Below are 23735 nucleotides of genomic sequence, written 5' to 3'. Positions count from 1 at the left end.
CAACGCAGTCTGTTAGCAGTCGCTGTTTACCGTTCACGACGAACCCTGCACCGGGTTCCTGTTCCCGACATGCGAAGGATTCACACCGTGAAGCTCTCCCGACTCGCCCAGCTGGGCACCGTGGCCGCCGTGGCCTCCCTGACCCTCGCCGGCTGCGCCGGCCCCTCGGGCTCCGGCGACGCCGCGGGCTCGACCCCCTCGTCGACCTCGTCCGACGTCGCGTTCACCGTCGACCCGAACCTCTCGGGCACGATCACCGCGGGTGGCTCGAGCGCCCAGGCCAACGCGCAGGCCGCGTGGACCAGCGCGTACAACGCCCAGGCCAAGGGCGTCACGATCAACTACGACAAGTCGCAGGGCTCCGGCGGTGGCGTCACCAACTTCCTCAGCGGCGCGTACGACTTCGCCGGCTCCGACTCGCCGCTGAACGCGGACCAGACGGCCCAGTCCAAGGCCCTCTGCACCGAGGGTGGCGTCAACATCCCTGTCTACCTCGACGGCGTGGCCATCATCTTCAACATCCCCGGCGTCACGAGCCTGAAGCTCTCGGGCGAGACGATCGCGAAGATCTTCGCTCTGCAGATCACCGACTGGTCCGACCCGGCCATCACCAAGGACAACGGCACGGCCCTCGCCGCCGGCGCCATCACCACCGTCGCGCGTTCCGACGGCTCGGGCACCACGCAGAACTTCACCAACTACCTCGCCGCGACGCAGTCGTCGGTCTGGACCTCGCCCGCGGGCAAGGACTGGCCCATCGAGGGCAACGTGTCGAAGCAGAAGGGTGGCTCGGGCGTCGTCGAGGCCGTCAAGGCCGGCACCGGAACCATCGGCTACGCCGACCACTCCGCCATCGGCAGCCTGAACGCCGCGTCGATCATCCAGGACGGCACCGCCATCGCGTACAGCCCCGAGGCCGTCACCGCGACCTTCGCGGCCGCCGCGGTCGACGCCAGCAACGGTGTCGCCGGTGACCTGTCGAAGAAGTTCGACTACTCGAAGCTCACCGCTGAGACGTACCCGATCCCGCTCGTGTCGTACGCCGTCACCTGCACCACGTTCAAGGACGCCAAGCAGTCCGAGCTCGTCAAGTCGTACCTCGGCTTCGTGACCAGCACGCTCGGCCAGCAGGTCGCGGCCAAGAACGCCGGCTCCGCGCCGCTGCCCGACTCGGTGCTCTCGGCTGCTGCCGAGACGCTCGCGTCGATCAAGTAAACATCTCTTCGGACTCGGCCCGGCCCGCACCTCGTGTGCGGACCGGGCCGGGCTGATCGGAGCGGTCGACCAGCTCGAACGCTCCGCTGAGCCAGCATCCTCAGAGAACACCCGACCGAGGAGAACCATGACCCGTGCCGAGCGTGAGGTCCCCCGTGACTGACACCGTCGCTGACACAGAGACCGCCCCGTCCTCCCCTCCCCCGCCTCGGACGTCGATCGTCGGCAAGCGCCGCGTCGGCGATTCGGTCTTCCTGGGGCTGTCGACCACGGCCGCCGTGTCGATCATGATCATCCTCGCCGGGGTGGCGATCTTCCTGATCATCCGCGGCATCCCCGCGATCACCGGCAACTGGACCGAGGGCGACCTCGCGGGCTACCAGAACGGCAGCTGGACCAACTTCTGGGAGTACGTCGGTCCGCTGCTGTTCGGCAGCATCTGGGCCGCGCTCATCGCCATGGTCATCGGCACGCCGGTCGCCATCGGCATCGCGCTGTTCATCTCGCACTACGCCCCGCGTCGGATCGCCGGCTTCCTCGGCTACATCGTCGACCTGCTGGCCGCGGTCCCCTCGATCGTCTTCGGCCTGTGGGGCATCATCGTCATGCGCCCGCTACTCGTGCCGGTCGGTGAGTTCCTCAACCAGTACCTCGGCTGGATCCCGCTCTTCCAGGGCCCGGTCTCGACCACGGGTTCGACGATGTTCACCGGTGGTGTCGTCCTCGCCGTGATGATCCTCCCGATCGTCACCTCGATCACGCGCGAGATCTTCCTGCAGACCCCGCGCCTGCACGAAGAGGCCGCCCTCGCGCTGGGCGCCACGCGCTGGGAGATGATCCGCCTCGCGGTCTTCCCCTACGCCCGCAGCGGCATGGTCTCGGCCACGCTCCTCGGTCTCGGCCGCGCGCTCGGAGAGACGATGGCCATCGCGCTGATCGTCTCGCCCAGCCTGATCTATTCGGTGCTGCTGCTCACCGACGGATACAACTCGCAGACCATCGCGGCCAACATCGCGCTGAACTTCCCGATCGCCACCGACCTCCAGCGCTCGGCGCTGATCGGTACCGGCCTCATGCTGTTCGTCGTCTCTCTCGCGGTGAACATGCTCGCCCGCTACATCATCGGGGCGACGGGCCCCGGTGCGAAGGGTCGCAAGAAGGGCAAGCGCTCATGACCGTCACGGCCCCCTCGTCCTCGTCTCCCCTGGCCCTCACCAGCGGCCAGCTGCCCCGCTTCATCGAGCCCGCGCTCCTGGTCGGCGTGGCCGTCGTGGTCGCGATCATCCAGCTCCTGCTGGGCGGCTTCGCCCTCGCGACGTGGCTGATCCTCTCGGCGGTGCTGTACCTGATCGCCATCGGGGTCGGGTCCTCGATCGTCGAGAATCGCCGCAAGGCGGTGGACCGCGTCGTCCGCGGCCTGGTGACCGTCGCGTTCCTCCTCGCGGTCGCACCCCTCATCTCGACCCTGTGGACCGTGGTCTCCAAGGGCCTCGCGGTGGTCAACTGGAACTTCGTCACGCAGGTGGGCGGCACCGCCTTCAACCCCGACACCCTCGAGGTCGTCGCGACGGCGGGTGCCTGGCAGGCCATCACGGGCACGCTCATCATCACGGGTATCGCCGCCCTCATCTCGGTGCCGATCGGCGTCCTCGCCGCGGTCTACCTGGTCGAGTACGCGCAGCCGAACAACCCGCTGCGTCGCGCGATCACCTTCCTCGTCGACGTGATGACCGGCATCCCCTCGATCGTCGCCGGTCTGTTCGCGTTCTCGCTGTTCAGCCTGGTCGTCGGTCCGAAGGCGTTCAGCGGGTTCTCGGCATCCATCGCCCTCTGCGTGCTGATGATCCCGATCGTCATCCGCTCCACCGAAGAGATGCTGCGCCTCGTCCCGGCCGACTTGCGCGAGGCGTCCCTCGCGCTGGGCGTGCCGCGGTCGGCGACGATCATCAAGGTCGTGCTGCGTACCGCCGCATCGGGCATCATCACCGGTGTCGTGCTGGCCGTGGCCCGCGTCGTCGGTGAGACCGCGCCGATCTTCATCGCGGCGAGCTTCACCGACAACTTCAACGCCAACCCGTTCGAAGGCCCGATGCAGACCCTCCCCGTGATGGCCTACACCGCGTACAGCTTCCCCGGTCAGGACATCGATGCGTCTCAGGCGAACGCCTGGGGTGCGGCCTTCCTGCTCGTCGTCCTCGTCGTCATCTTCAACCTGATCGCCCGTATCGTGGCGGCGGTGTTCGCGCCCAAGGCGCGCTGAGCCCAGAAAGGCACTCACTCGTGTCCAAGAGCATCGAGGTCCAAGACCTCAACGTCTACTACAGCGACTTCCTCGCGGTCGAGGGCGTCTCGATCGACATCGAGCCCCGCTCGGTCACCGCCTTCATCGGCCCTTCGGGCTGCGGCAAGTCCACGTTCCTGCGCACGCTGAACCGCATGCACGAGGTCATCCCCGGCGGTCGCGTCGAGGGCCGCGTGCTCATCGACGGCGACGACCTCTACGGTCCGGGCGTCGACCCCGTGCTCGTGCGTCGCCACGTCGGCATGGTCTTCCAGCGCCCCAACCCGTTCCCGACGATGTCGATCCGCGAGAACGTGCTGGCCGGCGCGAAGCTCAACGACAAGCGGATGCCGAAGAGCGACGCCGACGCCCTGGTCGAGAAGTCGCTGCGGGGCGCCAACCTCTGGAACGAGGTCAAGGACCGTCTCGACAAGCCCGGCGGCGGCCTCTCGGGCGGCCAGCAGCAGCGTCTGTGCATCGCGCGCGCCATCGCCGTCTCGCCCGACGTGCTGTTGATGGACGAGCCGTGCTCGGCCCTCGACCCGATCTCGACCTTCGCGATCGAAGAGCTGATCGGCGAGCTGAAGAGCGAGTACACGATCGTCATCGTGACGCACAACATGCAGCAGGCCTCGCGTGTGAGCGACAAGACGGCGTTCTTCAACATCGCCGGCACCGGCAAGCCCGGAAAGCTCATCGAGTACAACGACACCGCGTCGATCTTCACCGCACCCAGCGTCCAGGCGACCGAAGACTACGTCTCGGGCCGTTTCGGATAAGCAGTCCCGTGCGAAGGCCCCGCTCCGGCGGGGCCTTCGTCGTTCCCCGGCCGCTCAGTCGCGGGGGCTGAGCAGGTAGGCGTTCAGTTCATCGGTGAAGGCGCGGTCCACCGGCACCTCGATCCCGTCGACGGATCGGATCGGGGCGGCGAGCCGCACGCTCGACAGCAGCCAGGCGGCATCCGCGGTGGCGAGGTCTTTCGCCGGCACCGTCTCGTACGCCGTGGTGAAGCCGCGACCCTCGAGGTACGCGAACAGACTGAGCTGCGTCGTCCCGTGCAGGATGCCGGCCTGCGGCTCGGGCGTCACGAAGCGGTCGCCGACACGCAGGACGACGGATGCCGTGGGCGCCTCGAGCAGGTAGCCGTCGCTCGTGACGAACACGGCGTCGTCGGCCCCGCGACGTTTCGCCTCGCGGATGGCGGCCATGTTGACGGCGTACGAGAGCGTCTTGGCCCCGAGCAGGAGCCAGGGAGCGCGCGCGGGGACGTCGAGGGCGTAGCCGCGATCGAGGGTGGCGACAGCGACCCCTGTCGTTCGTCCGCTCGTGTTGTCGGGGGCGTCGGCGAGCGTGATCCACGCCGTCGGCGCGGGGCCGTGCTCGACGCCGCGGCTGAGCAGCAGCTTCATGACGTTCTCACCCGCCCCCGCCTCGCGCGCCACGCGCTCGATCGCGACGCGCCACTGGGCGAGGTTCGGCGCGGGGAGGTCGCAGAGCGCCGCGGAATGCGCGAGGCGCGCGAGGTGCGGCCCGACCTCTTGCGGATGGCCGTCGACGACGCCGAGGCTCTCGAACACGCCGTCTCCGCGCTGAGCACTGAGCTCACCCACCCCGAGGGCGGGACCGTGTGGGTCGATCTCGTGCAGCGTGTCACGGTAGTCGGCGCCTTCGTCATCGGGTGCCGCAGGGTCGATCACGAGAGCGAAGCGCCAAGCCATGAGCCGAGCCTACGCCGCACCGCCGACACGCCCGGGTCTTGTCAACCGGGCTGTTCGAGGGAATGTCCGCGGGCGGGGCTTGTTACACTTTCCTAGCCGGGCCGCAGTAACCCCGGGCTCCATCTTCTGCCGCTATGAGCGGCCATGCGCCGAGAGGCGTTCTGCGGTCCGGCACTTATCTTTTCCGCTCAGGTCAGCGCGTCACGGCGCCAGAGAGCGGCCGACGCCGACAGATCCTCCGCGTACGTGGCGAGCCGCAGAGCGCGCGTGGTGAGGGCAGATGCCCGCTCCGACTCGGTGTTCTCGTAGTCGTCGGCGAGGTGCGTGGACCCTGCCGCCTGCACACGGCAGAACGCCGCGGCGCGATCGAGGGCCACGGCGAAGTCCCCTTCGAAGAGCCCGCGCAGGATGGTGTCGATCAGCTGCACCAGCTCTTCGGGGCCCGCCGGCGCGGGAGCCCCGGCCACCACGGCATCAACCGTCGCCATCTCCACTCGACCGCGCTCGTAGAACAGGGCGGCTGTGGGGGCGTCGTCGTGGATCATCAGCTGCAGAAGATAGAGGCGCCACAGCGCGCCGGGAAGGGAGCGAGCGGGCGAGCGCGACCACAGCTCGGCGATGTCGTCGATGCCGTGATCGTCGGTGAACGCCACGAGCCGCTCGACCACGTCGATGCTCGGGTCGGCGCGGACGCGCGACAAGAGCGCCTGCGCCGTGCTGTGCGCGACCCGCGACACCTCGGCCGGGTCCTCCGCCGAGAACAGACGGTCGAACAGCTCTGCGGGACGCCGAACCGGCTTGTGGAATTCGCGGGGGGAATCGCTCATGCATCCAGGCTAGAGCGTCCCCCTCGCGGAGCGGGCCGCACGAGAGGTACCCGCTGGCGACGGCACCGGAACGGGCAGTCTGGAGGTGATCAGGCCGTGGCGACGGCGAGCACGGGGGCCGAGCTCGGCGTGCCGTCGGGAGAACCACCCGCGGGTTCGACCGTCACGGCGATGACGTCACCGCTGTGCATCTCACCCGAGAGCTGAGCAGTGGCGTTGCCATCGGCATCCGGCTCGAAGATCCCGGCCGGGATCGCGATCTGGTTCTCACCGCGAACGAACCACAGCTCGTAGGTCTTGCCGTCGGGCAGCGCCGGCATGCCGTCGGCGACGAGCACGCTCTTTCCGCTCGAGGGCGACCAGTGCGCCGTCGCGACCGTTCCGTCGGGCATGGTGGCCGAGGCCGACTGCGCGTCGGGTGCATCTTCGATCTGCTGGAGGGCGACGACCGCGGCAGGCGGAGCGAACAACTGGCTGACGGTGACGGCGCCGAAGCCGAGCACGAGGACGGCAGCGAACGATGCGGCCAGTGCGAACCAGCGACGGGCACCCCATCCGGATCCCGGAGACGCGCCGACCGTGACGGCCTCGCGCTCGGGCTCGGTGACAGCGGGGCCGGCCGCGGCGAAGTCCTCGACGTCGTTGACGGATTCGACGGCGGAAGCGGATGCCGCTGACTCCTGCGGGAGGTCGGAGATGCGCGCGAACAGCGAAGCCCGCACGGACGGCGGAGGCTCGACGGGCTCGACGGAGTCGCCGATCGCGGCCACCGCGTCGACGGCATGGCGCACGTGGTGGTCCCAGTTCGGGTTACCCGCGAGAGCCTCCTGGTACGCGCGCTCATCAGCCTCGGAGAGCGCGTTGAGCGCGTGTCCGACGGCGAGGTCGGCGAAATCCCTCTCGTTCACTTGTCCACCCCCATCTCCATTCTCAAGCGCGACAATCCGTCGCGCATTCGTGTCTTGACCGTACCGAGCGGCGCCCCGACGAGGGTCGCGATCTCACTTTGGCTGTACCCGCCGAAATAAGCGAGCGTGAGCGCTTCTTTCTGCGCCTCGGGGAGCGTCGCCAGTGCATCGACGACGCGCCGCCCTTCCATTTTCAGTTCGACCTTCTCGGACACGGCGTCGTATGCGACGTCCATATCCCGGAAGCCCGCGCGCACATCTCGATCGACGCTCGACTGCGAGGACCGCACGCGGTCCACCGCTCGACGGTGCGCGATCGTGAGAACCCACGATCTTCCCTGACCTCTGTTCGGAGTGAAGCGCCCAGCGGATTGCCAGATCTCGAGGAAGACCTCCTGAAGCACTTCCTCGCTCTGCGAGCGGTCCACGAGCACACGGAGGATCAGACCGAAGGCGCGGGCCGACAGGGAGTCGTACAACTCGGCGAAAGCGGCGCGGTCGCCGGCGGCGACGCGCTGCAAGAGGACACCCACGTGGTCGGCGTTCTCCGTCCCGTCGTCGGGAAGGTCGAAACCGTCGATCACCATGACCCCATCATTGCCTACGCCCCGCGCAACCTCGCGCGCGTATATGCGCGTGGCGAGACAGCTCGGGGCAAACCGTTATCTCGAGCCTCCGCGGCCTTCCGGGCGTCACCGGGTTCGATCAAAAAACATTCTGAAGAATATTTATTCCCGCTTGACCAGGGATTTAAAGCCCTCCGAATGCCGGCGACCGGTCGAATCCGCAACATTTCGCAATCCGATCCCGAGGGGGTCCCGAAGACCCTGTGTAAGCCGCTCCACGGCGAACCGCCCCTCGCACCGGGGTGTCCCTGACGGGTCGCAGACGCGATCCGGATGATTTCGGAGGAATGTCATGCTCACCAACAAGAAGCCCGTTGTCGCTGGTCTCGCCCTCGTTCTGGGCTCGGCCTTCGCTCTCACCGCATGTTCGGGTGGCACCACCTCGGGTGGCTCGACCACCGACGAGAGCGCAATGCCCTCGATGTCGGCCTCGCCGTCGATGTCGTCCAGCGCGATGGACCCGGCCGCCAACCTCGTCGGCCCCGGTTGCGCCGACTACGCCGCCGCCGTTCCCTCGGGCTCCGGCTCGGTCGCCGGCATGGCTGCTGACCCGGTGGCCACCGCCGCGTCGAACAACCCGCTGCTGAAGACGCTCACCGCGTCCGTCAGCGGCCAGCTGAACCCCGACGTCAACCTGGTCGACACGCTGAACGGTTCGGAGTTCACGGTCTTCGCCCCGGTCGACGACGCGTTCGCCAAGATCCCGGCCGCCACCATCGACGGCCTCAAGACCGACTCGGCCACCCTGACCAAGATCCTCACGTACCACGTGGTCCCCGGCCAGATCGCCCCCGACGCGATCGACGGCACGCACACCACGGTCGAGGGCCAGGACGTCACCGTCTCGGGCTCGGGCGACTCCATCAAGGTGAACGACGCCAACGTGATCTGCGGTGGCGTCCAGACCGCCAACGCCACGGTGTACCTCATCGACTCGGTGCTGATGCCCCCGGCCATGTAATTCACGGACGCGCGAGTCTTCGCGTTTCCGAGCGGTCGATGATCGACCGATCCTGACGGCGAGCGCCGGACCCCAGGCGAGGGGGTCCGGCGCTCGCTTTCGTTCGTCAGGAACCGACCGTGCGGATGATCTCGTCCTGCACGAGCCGGGCGGCGACAGGGCCGGCGTTCATGAACCACGGGTCGAAGTCCACGGTCGTCGCCTTCTGCCCGGCGACGGCGGAGAGGGTCTGCCAGAGCGGTGCCTGCTCGATGAACGAGACGCCCTCCCCCGTCCCGCCGTAGAACACGCGATCCGCGTCGGCGAGGTCGATCTGCTCGGCGCTGATCTCCTGCGACGTCTCGTCGAACCGCTGCGACTCCGGGCGTCCGAGACCGAGATCTTCCGCGATGCCTCCCGCGAAAGACGGCAGTCCCATGATGCGCGTGCGGTCGCCCGTCGACTGCAGGAACGATACGGCCGGCTCCCCCGCCGGGTGGGTCTGCGAGAAAGCGGCGCTCTGCGCCTGAAGATCGTCGAGGATGCCGCGGGCATCGCCCTCGTCACCCAGGGCGTCGGCGATGAGGAGGAAGTCGCTCTTCCAATTCACCCCGTTGCCCTTCGTCACCACGGTGGGCGCGATGGCCGCGAGGGCGTCGTAGAGCTGGGCACCCCGGGTCGAGTTGATCAGGATCAGATCGGGCGCGGCTTGAGCGATCGCCTCGAGGTCGGGCTCGGTCCGCTGACCGATGTCCGACATGGCGTCCAGCGCCGGCACCCGGTCGGGGAACGCGTCGAGCAGATACCGGGGCACCAGTCCGCTGTTCTCGGCGCGGGTCGCCGCCACCGGCACCTGCCCCAGAGACAGGAGCGCGTCGAGCTGCCCCGTGGAGACGACCGCGATGCGCTTCGGCTCGGACGGAATCTCGGTCGTGCCGGCGAAGTGCGTCACCTCGCGGGGGAAGACGCCGTCGGCTTGCGCGGAGCCCATGCCGGGCTCGAGGTCGCGCGAGACGGTCCACTCCCCGGTCGAGCCGGCCTCGGCATCCACCGCCGAAGGGCCCGCGGCGGGGCCGGCGCATCCGGCGAGGGCGAGCACGGCTGCAGCGAGGCCGACGCCGACGAGTCGTCGAGGACGGAATCGGGCACGAGAGGACGGGAAACGAAAGTCGATCACCGGGTTAGGTTATCCTTACCTATGTGATCGTCGTCCAGCCGCCCACCGTCCCGGGCGTGGCGGAACGGGATTCGAGTCGACGGTCGTCGCGACGACGCGCGGTCATGTTCTTCCTGGTCGTGAGCGGCATCCTCGTCGGACTCGTCCTCGCGAGTCTCGCCGTGGGATCTCGCGCCCTCAGCCCCCTCGATGTCGTGTCGGCCCTCTTCTCGGATCGACAGGATGCCGCCGGCGTCATCGTCCATCAGCTCCGCCTACCGCGCACCCTCACCGCGATCTTCGCCGGGGCCTGTCTCGGCGTGGCCGGCGTACTGATGCGGGCGGCGACCCGGAACCCGCTCGCCGACCCGGGCCTGCTCGGGGTGAACGCGGGCGCCGCCCTCGGCGTCGTCGTCGCCATCGGGTTCTTCGGGGTCGCGACGGCGAGCGGATACGTCTGGTTCGCCTTCGCGGGCGCGGCGGGGGCGTCGCTGCTGGTGCACACCGCCGTCCGCGGCGAGCGGCGCGACGACACCATCGGTCTCGTCCTGGCCGGGGTGGCGCTCAGCGCGTGTCTCGGCGCCGTCGTCCGCATCATCACGCTGGCCGATGACGACACCTTCGAATCGTTCCGCTTCTGGGCGGTCGGTTCGTTCGAGCGCCGCGACCCGGACGTCGCGCTCCAGCTCCTGCCCTTCGCCGTCGTGGGCCTCCTGCTCGCCGTCGTCGTGGCGCGGGGCCTCGATCAGCTGCAGCTCGGCGCCGACCTGGCGCGGGCGCTCGGGGTCTCTCCCCCGCTGGTCATGATCGGCTCGGGCGTCGCCATCACCCTGCTCTGCGCCGCCGCAACCGCGGCAGCGGGACCCCTGGCCTTCATCGGGCTGCTCGTGGCTCACGCCGTTCGCGGCGCGGTGGGCGGGTCCGTCCGGACGTCGCTCCCCCTGGCCGCCGCGGCCGGGGCAGCGCTGACGCTCGCGAGCGACGTCCTCGGTCGAGTCATCGCCCCTCCGGGCGAGGTGGAGGCGGGGATCGTCGCCGCTTTCCTCGGGGCCCCGCTGCTGCTGTGGCTCATCCTCCGGAAGAAGCGGATGCCGTGACCACGGCAACCCTCCTCCGCACTCCCGCGCGCTCGCGACGGCGCCGCCGATACGCGCTGGTCCTGGTCGGCACGCTCGTCGTCGCGGCGATCGCCGCGGTGGTCGGGCTCACGACGGGTTCCTTCCAGGCGTCCCTCGGGCAGGTGGCATCCGCGCTGACCGGAGAGGGTGACGGCCGGACGAGCGTCGTGGTCGTGGGCCTGCGCGTCCCGCGCATTCTGGCCGCTCTCGCCATCGGCGCCGCCCTCGGCATGGCCGGGGCCGTGTTCCAGACGCTCGCCCGCAACCCGCTCGCGAGCCCCGACATCGTCGGATTCAGCGCCGGGTCGGCCACCGGCGCCCTCGTCGGGCTCACTCTTCTCGCGCCGGCCGCCTCTCCCGCCGCCGGGGCATGGATCGGCGGTCTGCTGACCGTCGTGGTCGTCATGGCCATCGCCCGCAGCGTGGGCGTCTCGCGAGAGCGGACGATCCTCGCCGGGATCGCGCTCTCGACCCTGCTGTCGGCGGTCAACGATTACCTCTTGACCAGGGCCCCGCTCGAGATCGCCCGCAACGCGACGCAGTGGCTTCACGGGAGCCTGGCGGCGACATCTCTCGACGATGTGGCGCTGCTGCTCGCGTCGATCGGCATCCTGTCACTCGTATTGATCGTCGTGTACCGCGACTTCCGCGCTCTCGAGCTCGGCGACGACACCGCTGTCGCCCTCGGGGTGCGCACCGGGCGAGTACGCCTCGTGCTGATCGTCGTCGCCGCGATTCTCACCGGGACCGCGACCGCGGTCGCCGGTCCCATCGGTTTCATCGCCCTCGCCGCACCGCAACTCGCCCGACGCACCATGGGCACCAGCGGGATCCCCCTGGTCGGCTCCGCGGTCACGGGCGCAGCCGTGCTCCTCGTCGCCGACGTCACAGCCCAGCGCGCCCTGGCACCGTTGCAGATTCCGGTCGGCCTGCTCACCGCCGTCGTCGGGGGCGCCTACCTGTTCTGGATCGTGTCGCGACGACGCCGATGAGCACGAGCGCCCCCGTGAGGCCGGTAGGCTGGACGGCGAGGGCCTCTAGCTCAGTCGGTAGAGCATCGGACTTTTAATCCGCGGGTCGTGGGTTCGAGCCCCACGGGGCCCACCCATCCCGCCACGCTCCGTGCGCGTCCGTCGCCGTGGGGCCCCGCCGCGACGGACGGAACCCCACGGGTCTGATTCAGACCTGACGCGGACGACGCCGCAGACCCACCAGGACCGTACCGGCCGCGATCAGCGCGAAGGCACTGACGCCGAGACCCCAGGGCAGCTCTGCGCCCGTCCGCGCGAGGGATCCGGCCGGGACCACCTCGATGCCGATCCGGCTGAGGGTCGACGCGTCCGCACGCGCGATGACCAGCGTGTGAGCTCCCGTCGCGAAGTCGGCGGGGACCGTCACACGGAACGTCACTGCACCGCGGGAGTCCGCGGCGGGGATGCCCGTGATCGTCAGCGGCTGGCTGTTCAGCACCGCGCTGATCTGCTCGCCGGCCGAGAGCCCGGTGACCGAGACGGTGAACGACCCGCCCTGCTCGACGCGCGACGCGCTCGTTTTCGCCGTCGGCCCCGCAGAGGCGCTCTGCGACGCCGAGGGCTGGCCGGAGGCCGAAGGCTGGCCCGACGACGAGCCGCTCGGCGAGGGCGAAGCCGACGGGTCGGGCGACGCGGTCGGGTCCGACGAGGTCGGGTCGGGAGACGGCTCCGGCGACGGGGTGACCTCGGTCGCCAGCGTCCCCTTCGTGAAGAGCGTGCCAACCTCCGTGGCATCCAGCGCCCGGCTATAGACCCGCACCTCATCGAGGTCGCCGCCATAGAAACTGTCCTGCCCGTATTGCGACTTGGCCAGCAGACCGCCGATGCCACCGGTCGCCTCGAGGTCGGAGGCGTCGAAGATCGTGGCGATCTCAGCGACCTTGGCCCCGTTGACGTACGTGGTGAGCGTGTTCTTGCCCGTGAGCACGAGGGTGACCTGCGCCCAGGTGTCCTTGGGCAGAGCGGCCGCGCCGGACTTGTTCTCGGTGAAGCCCGACTTGATCGCGGCGGCGACGCCTCCGCAGTCGGCACTGGTGAACAGGTAGTTCGACGTGCTCGAACCGAGCGACAGGGGCCACTCGCAGGGAGCGGCACCGTCCCACTTCATCCACGTCGACACGGTGAGATCCCGCGTGCCGTCGGGCACCACGTCTCCCGCGATCGTCGCGAACGCCGCGTTCGAGCCGGCCCGACCGCCCGGGAACGACAGAGCGGAGTCGCCGTCCGCCGTCCGCGCGCCGGTCGCGATGGTCGCGCCCGTCCCGCGGATCGTGGCGTCGTGCCCGTGCCCGGAGACATCGGTCACGCGGGAGCCGTCGGTCGTGGCATCCAGTCCGTCGAAGCTGTAGCGCAGCAGCAGATCGGCCTCGGCCCTCACCACGGTCAGGGCCAGCGTCGCGGTGCCGCCGTCGGAGGTCTTCGCCGTGATGGTCGAGGTACCCGCCGACACTGCCATCACCCGGCCGGAGCCGTCGACCGTCGCCACCGCGGGGGCGCTCGAGGTCCAGGTGACCTTCTGGTCGGCGTTCGCGGGCGCCACCGATGCGGTGAGCGAGGTGGTCGCCCCGACGACGAGAGCACGCGAGTCGTAGCCGATGGACACCGAGGTGGATGCCACCGAGCCGCCCACCGCGGTGACGGTGGCGATCGCGGGGGCGAGGGAGCCGTCGTTCAGTGCGCCGCGGATCTGCACGCTGTCGCCCGGGGCCTTCAGGGCCGAGAGGTCCTGCTGCTCCCAGGTGACGCCGACCTGGATCGCTCCGGCCGACCGGTTCGCCGTGACCGCCTCGGGGAGGGAGACCGAGGAGGTGCCCGGGGCCACCTCGAACGACAGGGGCGCGACGGAGGTCACGAGCTGCTCGGGGTTGTACTTCGCGAGCAGGCGATCGCGCTCCTCACGGGTGATGCCGAAGGCGACACCGTGGCGCGGGGAGGGCGGCAGCGAGTACTTCGCCGGGACCTTCCAGTCGACCTTGCCCTCTTCGAGCGACTCTGTGTAGAGCGGGATGTACCCGCCGCCGCCGTACCAGTCGACGAGCACGTAGTTGCGATCGCCGTTGATGTCGCCGGGGTTGGAACGGAAAGCCGAAGGACCCTCGGTCTCGGGCAGGCCCGCGTTCGCCGAGAGGCAGGTGTCGAACTTGGTCCACTCCCCCGAGGTCGACGGAGCGCGCAGGTCGGTGCCCTTCTCAGCCACGATGTCGGGGCGGCAGGCGGTCTGCTCGGTGCCCTTCGTGAACCGGTAGTAGGTGCCGTCGCGCTCCATGATCGTCGTGTCGATCAGGCCCGCGTTCGTCTTGCGCAGCCCCTCGATGTCGCCTGACTTGATGTACGGGACGGCCGGGGTGAAGTTCACGAAGTCACGCGTCGTGGCCATGAGGATCTGCGGGCCGTTGCCATCTTCCTGGGTGTGCGCGTCATCGAGGAACAGACGCGACGACCAGTACACGACATAGGCGTCGATCGTCGGGTCGTAGTGGGCTTCGGGCGCCCACGTCATGCCGGCGCTCGGCGGCGAGACCTCGATGTGGCGCTGCTCGCCCCAGTTCACGAGGTCGGTCGACTCCCAGATCTCGAGGAAGCGGCTGCCGTTGTCGGTCGGGAAGCCCTTGCGCGCGGCCGACAGATCGGTGGCGATGAGGAAGAAGCGGTCACCCTCCTTCGATCGCAGCACGAACGGGTCGCGAAGACCCATGTCGCCCTTCGTCGACTCGAGGACGGGGTTGGCGTTGTTCAGCGTGCGCCAGTTGAGCGCGTCGTTGCCCTCCGAGACGGCGAAACGGATCTTCTCGCCGTCGATGGAGTTGTCGCGGAAGTAGACGAACATGTACGCCTCGTCGTCGTCGCGCGTGTGCTCGGGGGCACGGAGCACCGTGACCGGCAGCTGCACGGTCTTGGTGGCCGCCCCCAGACGCAGAGTGGCCGTGAGGGTCACCGCCGTGTCGGCGGAGCCGCGCGTGACGCTGCCCTTCGTGACCACGTTCGGCGAGACGCCCGCGTCAGTGTCGCTGATGACCGCCGGGTTCGACGAGCTCCACGAGATCGCGACGTCGGCGGCCTGCGCCGACGCGAAGGTCTGCTTCAGGTCGGCGCCGGTGCCGGGGAGGGTGATCGAGCCGCGCACGTCGCTGGAGAGCCCGGCCTGTCCGGGCAACGCCTCGGCGACCTGACGCACGGCCTCGTCCTGCTCCGTGGCGGACAGCGCGCGCACGGTCACCGGGATGGGCGACGCCACGCGGGTCTGTCCTCCGAGGGTGAAGGTCGGTGTGAGCTGGACGGTCGTGTCGCCGGCACTGGCCGAGGGGCGGGTGACGGTGCCGTCCGCCGCCACGACGGCCGCGTTGCTCGTCGCCCACAAGACGGACGAGCCGGCTGCGGTGCTTGTCGGCAGCTGCAGGTTGCGGTCGACGCCGGAGGTGTCGCCGAGCGAGACCGAATCGGATGCCAGAACGGCGCGGTAGCCGTCGGCACCGACCGAGCGGATGTCGTCGGCGCTCAAGGCGCTGTTCCAGATGCGCACATCGTCGATCGCTCCGACGTAGAACGGGTCGTCCCAGAAGGAACGGCCGAGGTATCCGCCCACACCGTTCTGGCCGAGGGCGGCGTCGATGGTCTGCGTGATGCCGGACGAGTCGGCGTTCGCGCCGTCGAGCTGCCCGTTGACGTAGTAGCTGATCCGCTGCCCGGGCTGGAAGACGAGCGTGACGTTGGCCCACTGCCCCACGGGCAGGGCCGATCCCCCGTTGCCGACGCGACGCTCTCCGGATCCGTCCGACACTGCCCCATAGGTGCCGTTGCAGCTGGTCGAGGCGAGGAGGTTCTTCACCGTCGAGCGGCCGAGACCGAAGGCGAGCTGGCACTGGCCGTTGCCCGCACCCTCCCACTTGGTCCACAGGCTGACGGTCACGGCTGTGTCGGTCGACGACACGATGTCGTTCGGCAGCGACACGTATGAGGCGACCGCGTCGGCGTCGTTGCGGCCACCGGAGAGGCGGATGGCCTTGTCGTTCGCCGACCCGGTGACGCCGGGGACGAGCGTGATGCCGCCGTTACCGACGACACCGTCGGTGCGCGGCGAACGCACTCCCGTGTCCGGGATCGCCGCACCGGCATCGAGGGTGCCGCTCAGGGTGTCGAAGGTGTAATGCAAGCCGGGTTCGGGCACGCCCGCGGCTGAGGCCGCGGGGATGGTGACGAACGTCGAAGCGGCGACCGCGGCGACAGCGGTAGCGGCGAGAAGACGGGGGACGCGCATGGGGCAGGACGCTCCGTTTCGGTACGGGGACGGGCGGGTGTTGCGGCGCTCGTTCACCGAAAACGAAAGATCAGCGACCATGCTGTCTTCCGGGTCGGCGCCATGTTAGCGCTCACACTCAAGGGGACGGTATAGGCGCTCACTTTCGCAGTCAAGCAACGATCAGGTCACGACGTGAAGGTTCACATTTGTGTTGCGCTCGCTCCCGCGCATTGTCTAGTGTCGGTCGCGACCGAGGCCGGAATCCGCATTTCCGGCTCGGACCGCCACGACGACGTGCGGTCCCGGTCGCCTCGACGGCGGCCCGAACGTGACACCTCGCCGTCCGCCCGAAAGGCTCACCCGCATGCGTTCACGCCGTCCCGCCGCTTTCGCCCTCGCCGCTGCCCTCGTGGGAGGAGGGCTCGTGACCGGTATCGCTCCCGCCCAGGCCGCGGCCCCCACCGCCGCTCTGCTCTACGACTTCGACGGCCTCGCCACCGGGCCCGTGAGCGCGGGTGCGCAGATCCCGGATGCCGTGGGCACCCACGCCGGAACCGTGCGCGGTGCCGGCGCGAGCGTCGTGTCGGGCCCTCGCGGCGGATCCGATCACGCCCTGTCGCTGCCGGGAGGCACGTCGAGCTCGGGAGCGGCGTTCGTTGAGATCGCGCCGGGACTCACCGACACCGCCACCGGCGACGTGACCATCTCGGCCTGGATCAAGTGGTCCGGGGGCCAGGAGTGCTCCTGGGCGTACAGCCTCGGCAGCTCGAACGAGCGGTACCTGTTCGCCACTCCGCGCTGCGGCGGGAACCTGATCGGCGCCGTCAAGTCCGGCTCCGAACAGCGAGCGACGGGAAAGGGGCCCGCCTCATCGACTCGGTGGAGCCACGTCTCCGTGGCGCTGCAGTCGGGTCAGCGCGTCACCACCTACGTCGACGGGGAAGCCGTGGCATCCACCGCGACGACCGCGACCGGGGCCGCCACCGTCGGAACCTCCGTCTTCTCCGGCCTCATCGGTAAGTCGCTCTACCCCGGAGACCCGTTCTTCGCCGGGGCCATCGACGACGTCCGCGTGGACCGCGCCGCGCTCAGCACCGATCAGATCCGAGCGATCGCGGCCCCCTCGGCCGACGCGATCGCACGCGGCGACGTCGCCGCCATCGACCTCGGCGACACTTCCGCCGTCTCCGGCGACCTCGCGCTCACGCGCACCGGCTCGAGCGGCTCCGCGATCTCGTGGACCTCGAGCAACCCGGCCGTCGTCTCGGCCGACGGCCGGGTCACGCGACCCGCCCCCGGCTCGGCCGACGCCACCGTTACCCTGACTCCCACGGCGACCTTCGCGGGCGCGACGGCGACCGGGACGCCTCTGCGCGTGACCGTGCGGGCGGATTCCGCCGAAGACCTCTCGGCCCGACTGAGCGCCTCGCTCGTCGTCCCGCCGGTCGTGGCATCCGGTACCGCTCTGCCGTCTCCCGCGGGGGCGAACCTGCGGTGGAGCGGGGACGCCGTCCACAACGGCGCGCTGGTGAACCCGGGGGCGGGCGACCGCACCGCGACGATCACCGCCTCAGCCACCTGGGGGGCGACCACCTTCTCGAAGACCTTCACGGTGACGGTGCTCGATCCCGTCACGGCACAGAGCCTCGTCGCCTACACCCGGACGCCCACGAGCGACCGCGACGCGAACCAGGACACCGTCGCGCGCAGCATCCACTTCGCCGTCGGCTCGACGCCGGACCAGGCGCAGCCGCTGCAGAACAACTACGGCGTCGTGTTCGCCTCCGGAGAGCACCTCGGCGTCGACAACGTCGACCAGCGCGGCATCGCCGCCCCCTCGCCGTTCTTCTTCTCCGACGGCCGCCTCGGATTCATCACCACGCGCGTGCTCATGTCGGGCACCCCGGATGACACGGCCCGTTCGGGGGCGACCGTCTTCCGCGCCGCGGACGACGAAGGCGCGCAGTTCGAAGAGCTGGGCACCATCGACCTCGGCACGACCGCCGGTGTCACCGCGCCCCACGTCGTATGGGACTCCGGGCAGAAGCGCTACCTCGTCTCGTGGGCCGATGACAACGGCGCGGCGCACCACACCAGCGTCAGCGACCTCGCCCGGACCGAGCTGGTCGCCGATACCTTCAACCCCGAGAACGACGGCCGCCGCTCCCGCATCGTGGTCGACGGCAACCGCGGCGACGTCGTCGACGGCCCGATCAGCACGGTCGACTCCCCCTCGCTGGCCGCGTTCGGCGGACGCGTCGCCAACGCCGAGCCCGGCGGCTCCCTCCCGGTGACCGGGGCGCTCGCCGCAGCGCTCTCGCAGCGGTACAACCGCGTCGTCAACACCACCGCCACCGTGGCACCCGTGACGGTCGAGGCCGGCAAGACCGACGCGATCGGCGACGCGCGCGTCGACCTGTCGTACTCCGACGGATCGACGGCGACGCTCCCGGTCGACTGGAAGGCTGAAGACCTCGCCGCTGTCGGTGAGGCGAAGAGCGGCGCCTTCACGGTGACGGGCACGGTCCGCCAGAAGGACTACAGCGTCCCGTTCGCCGCGAACCGGGCCGACCCCACGATCTACCGCTACGAGCGCAACGGCAAGACGCAGTACCTGTTCATCGCCACCGACGACACGAACAACAACAACATCGCCTCCGCTCACCTTCCGATCCGTGTCGCCGACACGTTCGACGGACTGTCCGACGCGGCGGGCGGCGCCCAGCGCGAGGTCGACCTGCTCAACCGCTTCACGAAGCGCGACACGACGACCGACGGACGCACGATCGCCGGATGCTACTGGGCTCCCGAGATCCACGAGATCGGCGGCAAGTTGTCGATCCTGTTCTCGCCGTGCTTCAACTCGGGCAACTCCCAGTCCAACGACGGCGCGGACTGGCGAACGGTGCAGTCGCACATCATGCAGCTGCGCGACGGCGGCGACCCCGCCAACCCCGCCGACTGGTCGAAGCCCGCTGCCGTGCTGGAGGCCGACGGCGCCCCCCTGGGTCGCGCCGGCTACAGCAACATCAGCCTCGACATGACCTACTTCGAGGCGAACGGCCAGGCGTACTACACCTGGTCGCAGCGCTACACCTCGCCCGGCTTCGGCGACCCGCTCACCTGGATCGCCAAGGTCGACCCCCAGGACCCCACCCGCATCGTGGGCGAGGCCACGCCGGTCATCTCGCCCGCGCTGTCGTGGGAGCTCCGCCTGGCGGAGGGCTCGTTCGCGATGGAACGCGACGGCAAGATCTACCTGATCTACTCGAGCGACGGTGTCAGCCCCCGCTACGTCGTCGGAGGCGTCTGGGCCGATCTCGACAGCGACCTGATGGACATCGACAGCTGGCACAAGTACAACACCCCGCTGATGAAGAGCGTCCCCATGCCCGCCGACGTCACGGACTACCTGACCTACCCGCAGGGTCCCGGCCACGGAGCCGTGACGACCGACGAAGACGGCAACGAGCTGTACGTCTACCACACGTGGGGTGACGGGGTGAGCGGCAACGGTCGCGACACCCGCATCGGCCGCATCCACTGGGCAGCCGGCGATCGTCCCGTGCTCGACATGAGCCGCGACGAGCAGGTGCTGCCGGCCCTGCGCACGGTCACCATGACCGTCACGGTGACCCCCGCAGGCGGAACGACGCCGACGCCGGAGCCGACCTCGCCCACCGCGCAGCCGACCCCGGGTCCGACCCCCGGCGCGACATCCTCACCCCAGACGACCGCGACCGCCACGGCGAGCGCGAACCGCATCGCACAGGGCGGGTCCTTCACCGTCAGCGTCACCGGACTCTCCGCTGGAGAACAGGTCTCGGCGGTTCTGCGCAGCACCCCGCTCACCATCACCGGCATCCCGGCCGCCGACGCTTCGGGAACGGTGACCTTCCGGGTCGCGGTCCCCGCCGACTTCGCCGTCGGAGCACACACCCTCACCATCAGCCGGGCCGACGGCTCCCCCCTCGCTCCTCTCGCCATCGAGGTGGTCGCGGCCGGCTCCCTGGCCGCGACGGGAGGTGCGGTGTCGTTCACCGCGGCGCTGCTCGCCACCGGCGCGCTCCTCGCCGGAGCCGCCGTCCTCATCGGCCGCCGACGCCGCACCCACGTCTGAACACCTGGACACGGAACCTCTCATGACACGCACACGCACCCTCGTCGCCCTGGGCGTCGTCAGCGTCCTAGCCGCCACGGCGGCCGGGACCCCGGCTGTCGCCGCGCCCGTCCGGGAGGCCGCCGTGTCCGCGGCGGCTCCCCAGCCGGTGGCCTCCTTCGACTTCGACGCACCCCCGGTCGACGGCACATTCGTGTCGGGGAACGCCCGGGCCGCGGTCCGTGGGACGGCCGATCTCGTCGCCGGACGCGAGGGGCACGGCACCGCGGCGCGACTGTCGTCGGCATTCTGGCTCGACGTGCGCAACGCCGACGGCGGTGCCGTACTCGCGGGCGATCACGAGGTCACGATCTCGTACGACAGCATGCCCGCCGCATCGGACAACGTGGGGTGGACGGTCTTCGCGGCCGCGGACGCGGCGACCCCGACGTTCGGGAACGAGCGCTATCTCGGCATCCTCGACCGCACCGGCGGGCTCACGGTCGAGCGGTATCGCAACAGCGGCGGGCGGGACACCACCGGCAATCTCACCCACGACGGCCGCGCGGGATGGAAGCACGTCGACCTCGTCCTGTCCGGCGAGACCGCGCGACTCTACGTCGACCAGAAGCTCCTCGACGCCGCGCTCAGCGGACCCGCGCTCGACGAGATCCTCGGCACGAACGGCGGAGTGCTCCAGGTGGGCAAGGCCAACTGGGGCGGCGGCGAATACTTCTCGGGGCTGATCGACGACCTCACCATCTACGACAGTGCCCTCACGCCCGACCAACTCGGGGTCGTCGGCGCCGTGGCCGACGACCGCGCGGCTCTCGGCGTCCCCTCCGTCGTCCTCGGCGATCTGCCCGCCGAGGTGCGCGGACAGGCGGTTTCGTGGTCGGCCACCGGCCCGGGAGCGGCCCGCGTCCGGCCCGACGGTTCGGTCGACACCGACGGCCTCGGCGCCGACGGGGTCGCGGTGAGCCTGCGCGCGCAGGTCGCCGGCGCCGCCGAGTCGTTCACCTGGGATGTCACACTGCGGGCTCCCGGCGGCGAGATCGCCACCTACGTCAAGACGGTCACGACCGTCGGCGGCGTGAAGGACGATCCGCTCGCCTACGCGGACGACCGTCGCGCCGATTCGCTCTACGTCGCCTCGCGCGCCGCGGGCGACGAGCGGTGGCAGCCGCTCAATCGCGGCCAGGCCATCCTGTCGGTCCTCTGGGACGACACCCAGGCGGCGAAGCCGTGGGCGCAGATGGGTTCGCCGAGCCTCTTCCGCGATGCGGACGGGCATCTCGGCGTCGTCGCGTCGCAGAACGACTCCACGAGCCGCATCTACGTCTGGCGTTCGACCGACGACCGCACATTCACCGATCAGCAGGTGATCGACCTGGGGTCCGGGATCGTGTCGACGCCTCGCATCGTCGCCCTCCCCGGAGGCGGGTATCAGGTGCTGTGGACCGACCTCTCCTCCGGCGAGGGCCGCGCGGCGGCGCTTTCGGGTCTCGACTCCTCGGCGACCGTCTCGACCCCGACACGCGCCGACGCACGCACGCCCCGCCTCGCCGGTCAGGGGCTGCCCTCCTGGGCGAGCGAGGTGTCCGAGACCGCGGTGACGCCCGACCAGTTCGGCTCCTTCGTCGACGCGTACGTCGACCTGCAGAACACCGGGGTGGATGCCGTCTCTGCCCGCGTCGAGAGCGGCGCCGACGCCGCGGCGGTGCGCGCAGCGCTCCCCCGCACCGCGACGCTGCGCTACAACGACGGCAGCACCAAGAGCCTCCCCGTGCAGTGGAATGCCCAGCAGGCGGCCGACGCGGCCGCGAAGGGCCCGGGCACGTACGAGATCCAGGGTGTCGTGCAGCAGCACGCGCAACGCATGGTCTCGGACGCGCGCGCCGACCCGCACGTGTTCTACAACGACGACGACGGCTACTACTACTTGACCGGGTCGCACTACGGCGAGGCGAGCGACGGTCGTATCGACGAGTCGAGCAGCTACCGCAAGATCGGCCTGAAGCGCGCGACGACCCTCGACGGTCTCACCACGGCCCCCGAGCAGATCGTGATCGACCCCGACAACGGCACCGTCGGACGCGAGGGGCAGTACCCGAACACCTTCTTCGGGTGGGGCGGGTTCATCTGGGCGCAGGAGTTCCACAAGATCAACGGCCGCTGGTGGATCGTGGCCGGAATGAACCGCGGCTTCGCGCAGACCGGCGGCTGGTGCGATAACACCGTCCTCATCCCGTATACCGGGGACGCGGCATCCATCGCCGCCGGCGGCTTCTTCGACGAGAAGAACTGGGGCGAGCCGGTGGTGCTCGAGGGCGCCGCCTTCGACGTGTCGTACTTCGAGCGCGTGGAGAACGGCCGCACCCAGGGCTACTGGATCATGCCCAACGGCGGTCGAATCCTCGTGGGCAAGGCCCGCGGTGGCGAGGGTGTCGTTCCCCTGCTGGACGGGTCGCTGTCGACCATCTACGGCACGAGCCAGGTGTGGGAGCACGGCAAGCAGGCACCGACGCCGTCCGACACGAACGAGGGTCGGGATCAGGCCGTCGTCGAGGCACCGTACATGATCTCCCACGGCGGACGCATCTACGTCACCTACTCTGGGGGGACGGTCGACAAGTACTACGACCTGGGCCTGCTGACGGCCGATGCGAACGCGACGCTGACCGATCCCGCGAGCTGGAAGCAAACGGCGTTCCCGGTGCTCGATACGAACGACACCTTGCAGGGCCGGCTCGGCGCGGACGAGAAGTCCGCCGTCACGCGGACCGCGGGAACCGGCCACAACTCCTTCATCGAGGACGCCGAGGGCAACCTCCTGCTGGCGTACCACGCACGGCCGTACCCCGACCCGCACACGGCGACCGACCCGAACGGGGCCGGCGGCCTCCTCGACCCCGACCGCAACACGTGGTTCCAGTCGGTGAACGTGCGCGCGGACGGGCGACTCGACCTGACGCTGACGAAGGAACAGGAGGTCGCACCCGCCTCTCGCACCATCACCGCCCGGATCACTATCGCCGGGGCAGGCACCTCCACCCCGGGACCCACGACGACTCCCGACCCGAAGCCGACGGGAACCGCGCCGGCGAGCCCGTCGCCGAGCGCCGAGCCGACGTCCGACGCCCCGCCTCCCTCCACCCCGGATGCCGCATCGAAGCGCGCCGCCTCACTCTCCGCCACGCAGGTCGAGCGGGGCGGAGAGGTTCGGGTGAACGTCACGGGACTTCTCGCCGGGGAGACGGTGAGGACCGAGCTCCACAGCGAGCCGGTGCGCATCACGGGAATCCCCGAGGCGGATGCGGAGGGGCGCGCGGCCTTCGATGTGCGCATCCCGTCGACGTTGCCCACCGGTCGGCACGAGATCGTGCTGTGGGCCGCCGACGGCACCGAGTTCGCACGCCTGCCGATCACCGTCTCGGCCCAGGGCACTCTCGCGGCGACCGGAACTCAGGCACCCTTGGGAGCTGCTCTTCTGGGGGCGATGTTCATGGTCGCCGGCGCCGCGATGTGGGTGCGGCGCCGTCCGCTCCGCGGCGAGCGCCACTGAGGCGAAGCGACGGG

15 protein-coding genes and 1 tRNA gene are annotated in these 23735 nt (G+C 69.9%); 10 read left to right on the top strand and 6 right to left on the bottom strand.

What is annotated here, in order from left to right:
- Positions 1 to 87: 87 nt before the first annotated feature.
- The 4 genes from AB6V31_RS09640 (at position 88) to pstB (ending at position 4275) form a co-directional block, all read left to right on the top strand.
- Complete coding sequence (locus AB6V31_RS09640) at positions 88 to 1215, top strand: extracellular solute-binding protein (protein ID WP_074696617.1); 1128 nt, start codon at positions 88 to 90, stop codon at positions 1213 to 1215.
- A gap of 155 nt (positions 1216 to 1370) precedes the next feature.
- The gene (gene pstC, locus AB6V31_RS09635) at positions 1371 to 2390 is read left to right on the top strand and encodes a phosphate ABC transporter permease subunit PstC (protein ID WP_074696616.1); all 1020 of its coding nucleotides are present in this window, start codon (positions 1371 to 1373) and stop codon (positions 2388 to 2390) included.
- Positions 2387 to 3475, top strand: a complete 1089-nt coding sequence (gene pstA / locus AB6V31_RS09630) for a phosphate ABC transporter permease PstA (RefSeq protein WP_369365300.1) — start codon at positions 2387 to 2389, stop codon at positions 3473 to 3475. The genes pstC and pstA overlap by 4 nt, the downstream gene beginning before the upstream one ends.
- 20 nt (positions 3476 to 3495) lie before the next feature.
- Complete coding sequence (gene pstB / locus AB6V31_RS09625; protein WP_056229315.1) at positions 3496 to 4275, top strand: phosphate ABC transporter ATP-binding protein PstB; 780 nt, start codon at positions 3496 to 3498, stop codon at positions 4273 to 4275.
- Positions 4276 to 4329: 54 nt separating this feature from the next.
- Here the strand turns inward: pstB and AB6V31_RS09620 are convergent, their stop codons facing one another.
- The 4 genes from AB6V31_RS09620 to sigK form a co-directional block, all read right to left on the bottom strand.
- Positions 4330 to 5214, bottom strand: coding sequence for an aminodeoxychorismate lyase (locus AB6V31_RS09620; protein ID WP_369365299.1), 885 nt, complete (start codon positions 5212 to 5214; stop codon positions 4330 to 4332).
- A 188-nt stretch (positions 5215 to 5402) separates the two neighbouring features.
- Complete coding sequence (locus AB6V31_RS09615; protein WP_369365297.1) at positions 5403 to 6041, bottom strand: DNA-directed RNA polymerase subunit beta; 639 nt, start codon at positions 6039 to 6041, stop codon at positions 5403 to 5405.
- Positions 6042 to 6130: 89 nt separating this feature from the next.
- Positions 6131 to 6949 (bottom strand): anti-sigma factor, encoded by an 819-nt coding sequence (locus AB6V31_RS09610; protein WP_369365296.1) that lies wholly within the window; start codon positions 6947 to 6949, stop codon positions 6131 to 6133.
- A complete protein-coding gene (gene sigK / locus AB6V31_RS09605) occupies positions 6946 to 7536 on the bottom strand; it encodes an ECF RNA polymerase sigma factor SigK (RefSeq protein WP_056229327.1) in 591 nt (196 codons plus the stop codon). The genes AB6V31_RS09610 and sigK overlap by 4 nt, the downstream gene beginning before the upstream one ends.
- A gap of 331 nt (positions 7537 to 7867) precedes the next feature.
- On the opposite strand from sigK, the gene AB6V31_RS09600 reads away from it, so the two are divergent.
- A complete protein-coding gene (locus AB6V31_RS09600; protein ID WP_074696610.1) occupies positions 7868 to 8536 on the top strand; it encodes a fasciclin domain-containing protein in 669 nt (222 codons plus the stop codon).
- Positions 8537 to 8642: 106 nt separating this feature from the next.
- Here AB6V31_RS09600 and AB6V31_RS09595 read toward each other — a convergent pair whose 3' ends face one another.
- Complete coding sequence (locus AB6V31_RS09595) at positions 8643 to 9692, bottom strand: iron-siderophore ABC transporter substrate-binding protein (RefSeq protein ID WP_369365293.1); 1050 nt, start codon at positions 9690 to 9692, stop codon at positions 8643 to 8645.
- A gap of 23 nt (positions 9693 to 9715) precedes the next feature.
- On the opposite strand from AB6V31_RS09595, the gene AB6V31_RS09590 reads away from it, so the two are divergent.
- The 3 genes from AB6V31_RS09590 to AB6V31_RS09580 all read left to right on the top strand — a co-directional run bounded on the left by AB6V31_RS09590 (position 9716) and on the right by AB6V31_RS09580 (position 11893).
- Positions 9716 to 10768 (top strand): FecCD family ABC transporter permease, encoded by a 1053-nt coding sequence (locus AB6V31_RS09590; protein WP_369365291.1) that lies wholly within the window; start codon positions 9716 to 9718, stop codon positions 10766 to 10768.
- The gene (locus AB6V31_RS09585; protein WP_369365289.1) at positions 10765 to 11781 is read left to right on the top strand and encodes a FecCD family ABC transporter permease; all 1017 of its coding nucleotides are present in this window, start codon (positions 10765 to 10767) and stop codon (positions 11779 to 11781) included. Before AB6V31_RS09590 ends, AB6V31_RS09585 begins: the two co-directional genes overlap by 4 nt.
- A 39-nt stretch (positions 11782 to 11820) precedes the next feature.
- Positions 11821 to 11893 (top strand) — tRNA-Lys (locus AB6V31_RS09580).
- 75 nt (positions 11894 to 11968) lie between these two features.
- Here the strand turns inward: AB6V31_RS09580 and AB6V31_RS09575 are convergent.
- Positions 11969 to 16075 carry a LamG-like jellyroll fold domain-containing protein gene (locus AB6V31_RS09575; protein WP_369365288.1) on the bottom strand — a complete coding sequence of 1369 codons (4107 nt, stop codon included), beginning with the start codon at positions 16073 to 16075 and terminating at the stop codon, positions 11969 to 11971.
- A gap of 346 nt (positions 16076 to 16421) precedes the next feature.
- On the opposite strand from AB6V31_RS09575, the gene AB6V31_RS09570 reads away from it, so the two are divergent.
- On the top strand, positions 16422 to 20177 hold the full coding sequence (locus AB6V31_RS09570; protein WP_369365285.1) for a family 43 glycosylhydrolase: 3756 nt from the start codon (positions 16422 to 16424) through the stop codon (positions 20175 to 20177).
- A 22-nt stretch (positions 20178 to 20199) separates the two neighbouring features.
- Positions 20200 to 23721 carry a family 43 glycosylhydrolase gene (locus AB6V31_RS09565; RefSeq protein WP_369365283.1) on the top strand — a complete coding sequence of 1174 codons (3522 nt, stop codon included), beginning with the start codon at positions 20200 to 20202 and terminating at the stop codon, positions 23719 to 23721.
- Positions 23722 to 23735 lie beyond the last annotated feature (14 nt).

It is taken from the genome of Microbacterium sp. 16-032 (assembly GCF_041079455.1).
Lineage (GTDB): Bacteria > Actinomycetota > Actinomycetes > Actinomycetales > Microbacteriaceae > Microbacterium > Microbacterium testaceum_A.
The sequence above is the reverse complement of the archived record's forward strand: the minus strand, read 5'-3'. Positions and strand labels throughout refer to the sequence as shown.

Bases quoted from the DNA above. Each gene is read 5' to 3' on its own strand.
- AB6V31_RS09565 (WP_369365283.1), top strand. From the start codon at position 20,200: ATGACACGCACACGCACCCTCGTCGCCCTGGGCGTCGTCAGCGTCCTA.
- AB6V31_RS09600 (WP_074696610.1), top strand. From the start codon at position 7,868: ATGCTCACCAACAAGAAGCCCGTTGTCGCTGGTCTCGCCCTCGTTCTG.
- AB6V31_RS09615 (WP_369365297.1), bottom strand. From the start codon at position 6,041: ATGAGCGATTCCCCCCGCGAATTCCACAAGCCGGTTCGGCGTCCCGCA.
- AB6V31_RS09575 (WP_369365288.1), bottom strand. From the start codon at position 16,075: ATGCGCGTCCCCCGTCTTCTCGCCGCTACCGCTGTCGCCGCGGTCGCC.
- AB6V31_RS09620 (WP_369365299.1), bottom strand. From the start codon at position 5,214: ATGGCTTGGCGCTTCGCTCTCGTGATCGACCCTGCGGCACCCGATGAC.
- pstA (WP_369365300.1), top strand. From the start codon at position 2,387: ATGACCGTCACGGCCCCCTCGTCCTCGTCTCCCCTGGCCCTCACCAGC.
- AB6V31_RS09570 (WP_369365285.1), top strand. From the start codon at position 16,422: ATGCGTTCACGCCGTCCCGCCGCTTTCGCCCTCGCCGCTGCCCTCGTG.
- sigK (WP_056229327.1), bottom strand. From the start codon at position 7,536: ATGGTGATCGACGGTTTCGACCTTCCCGACGACGGGACGGAGAACGCC.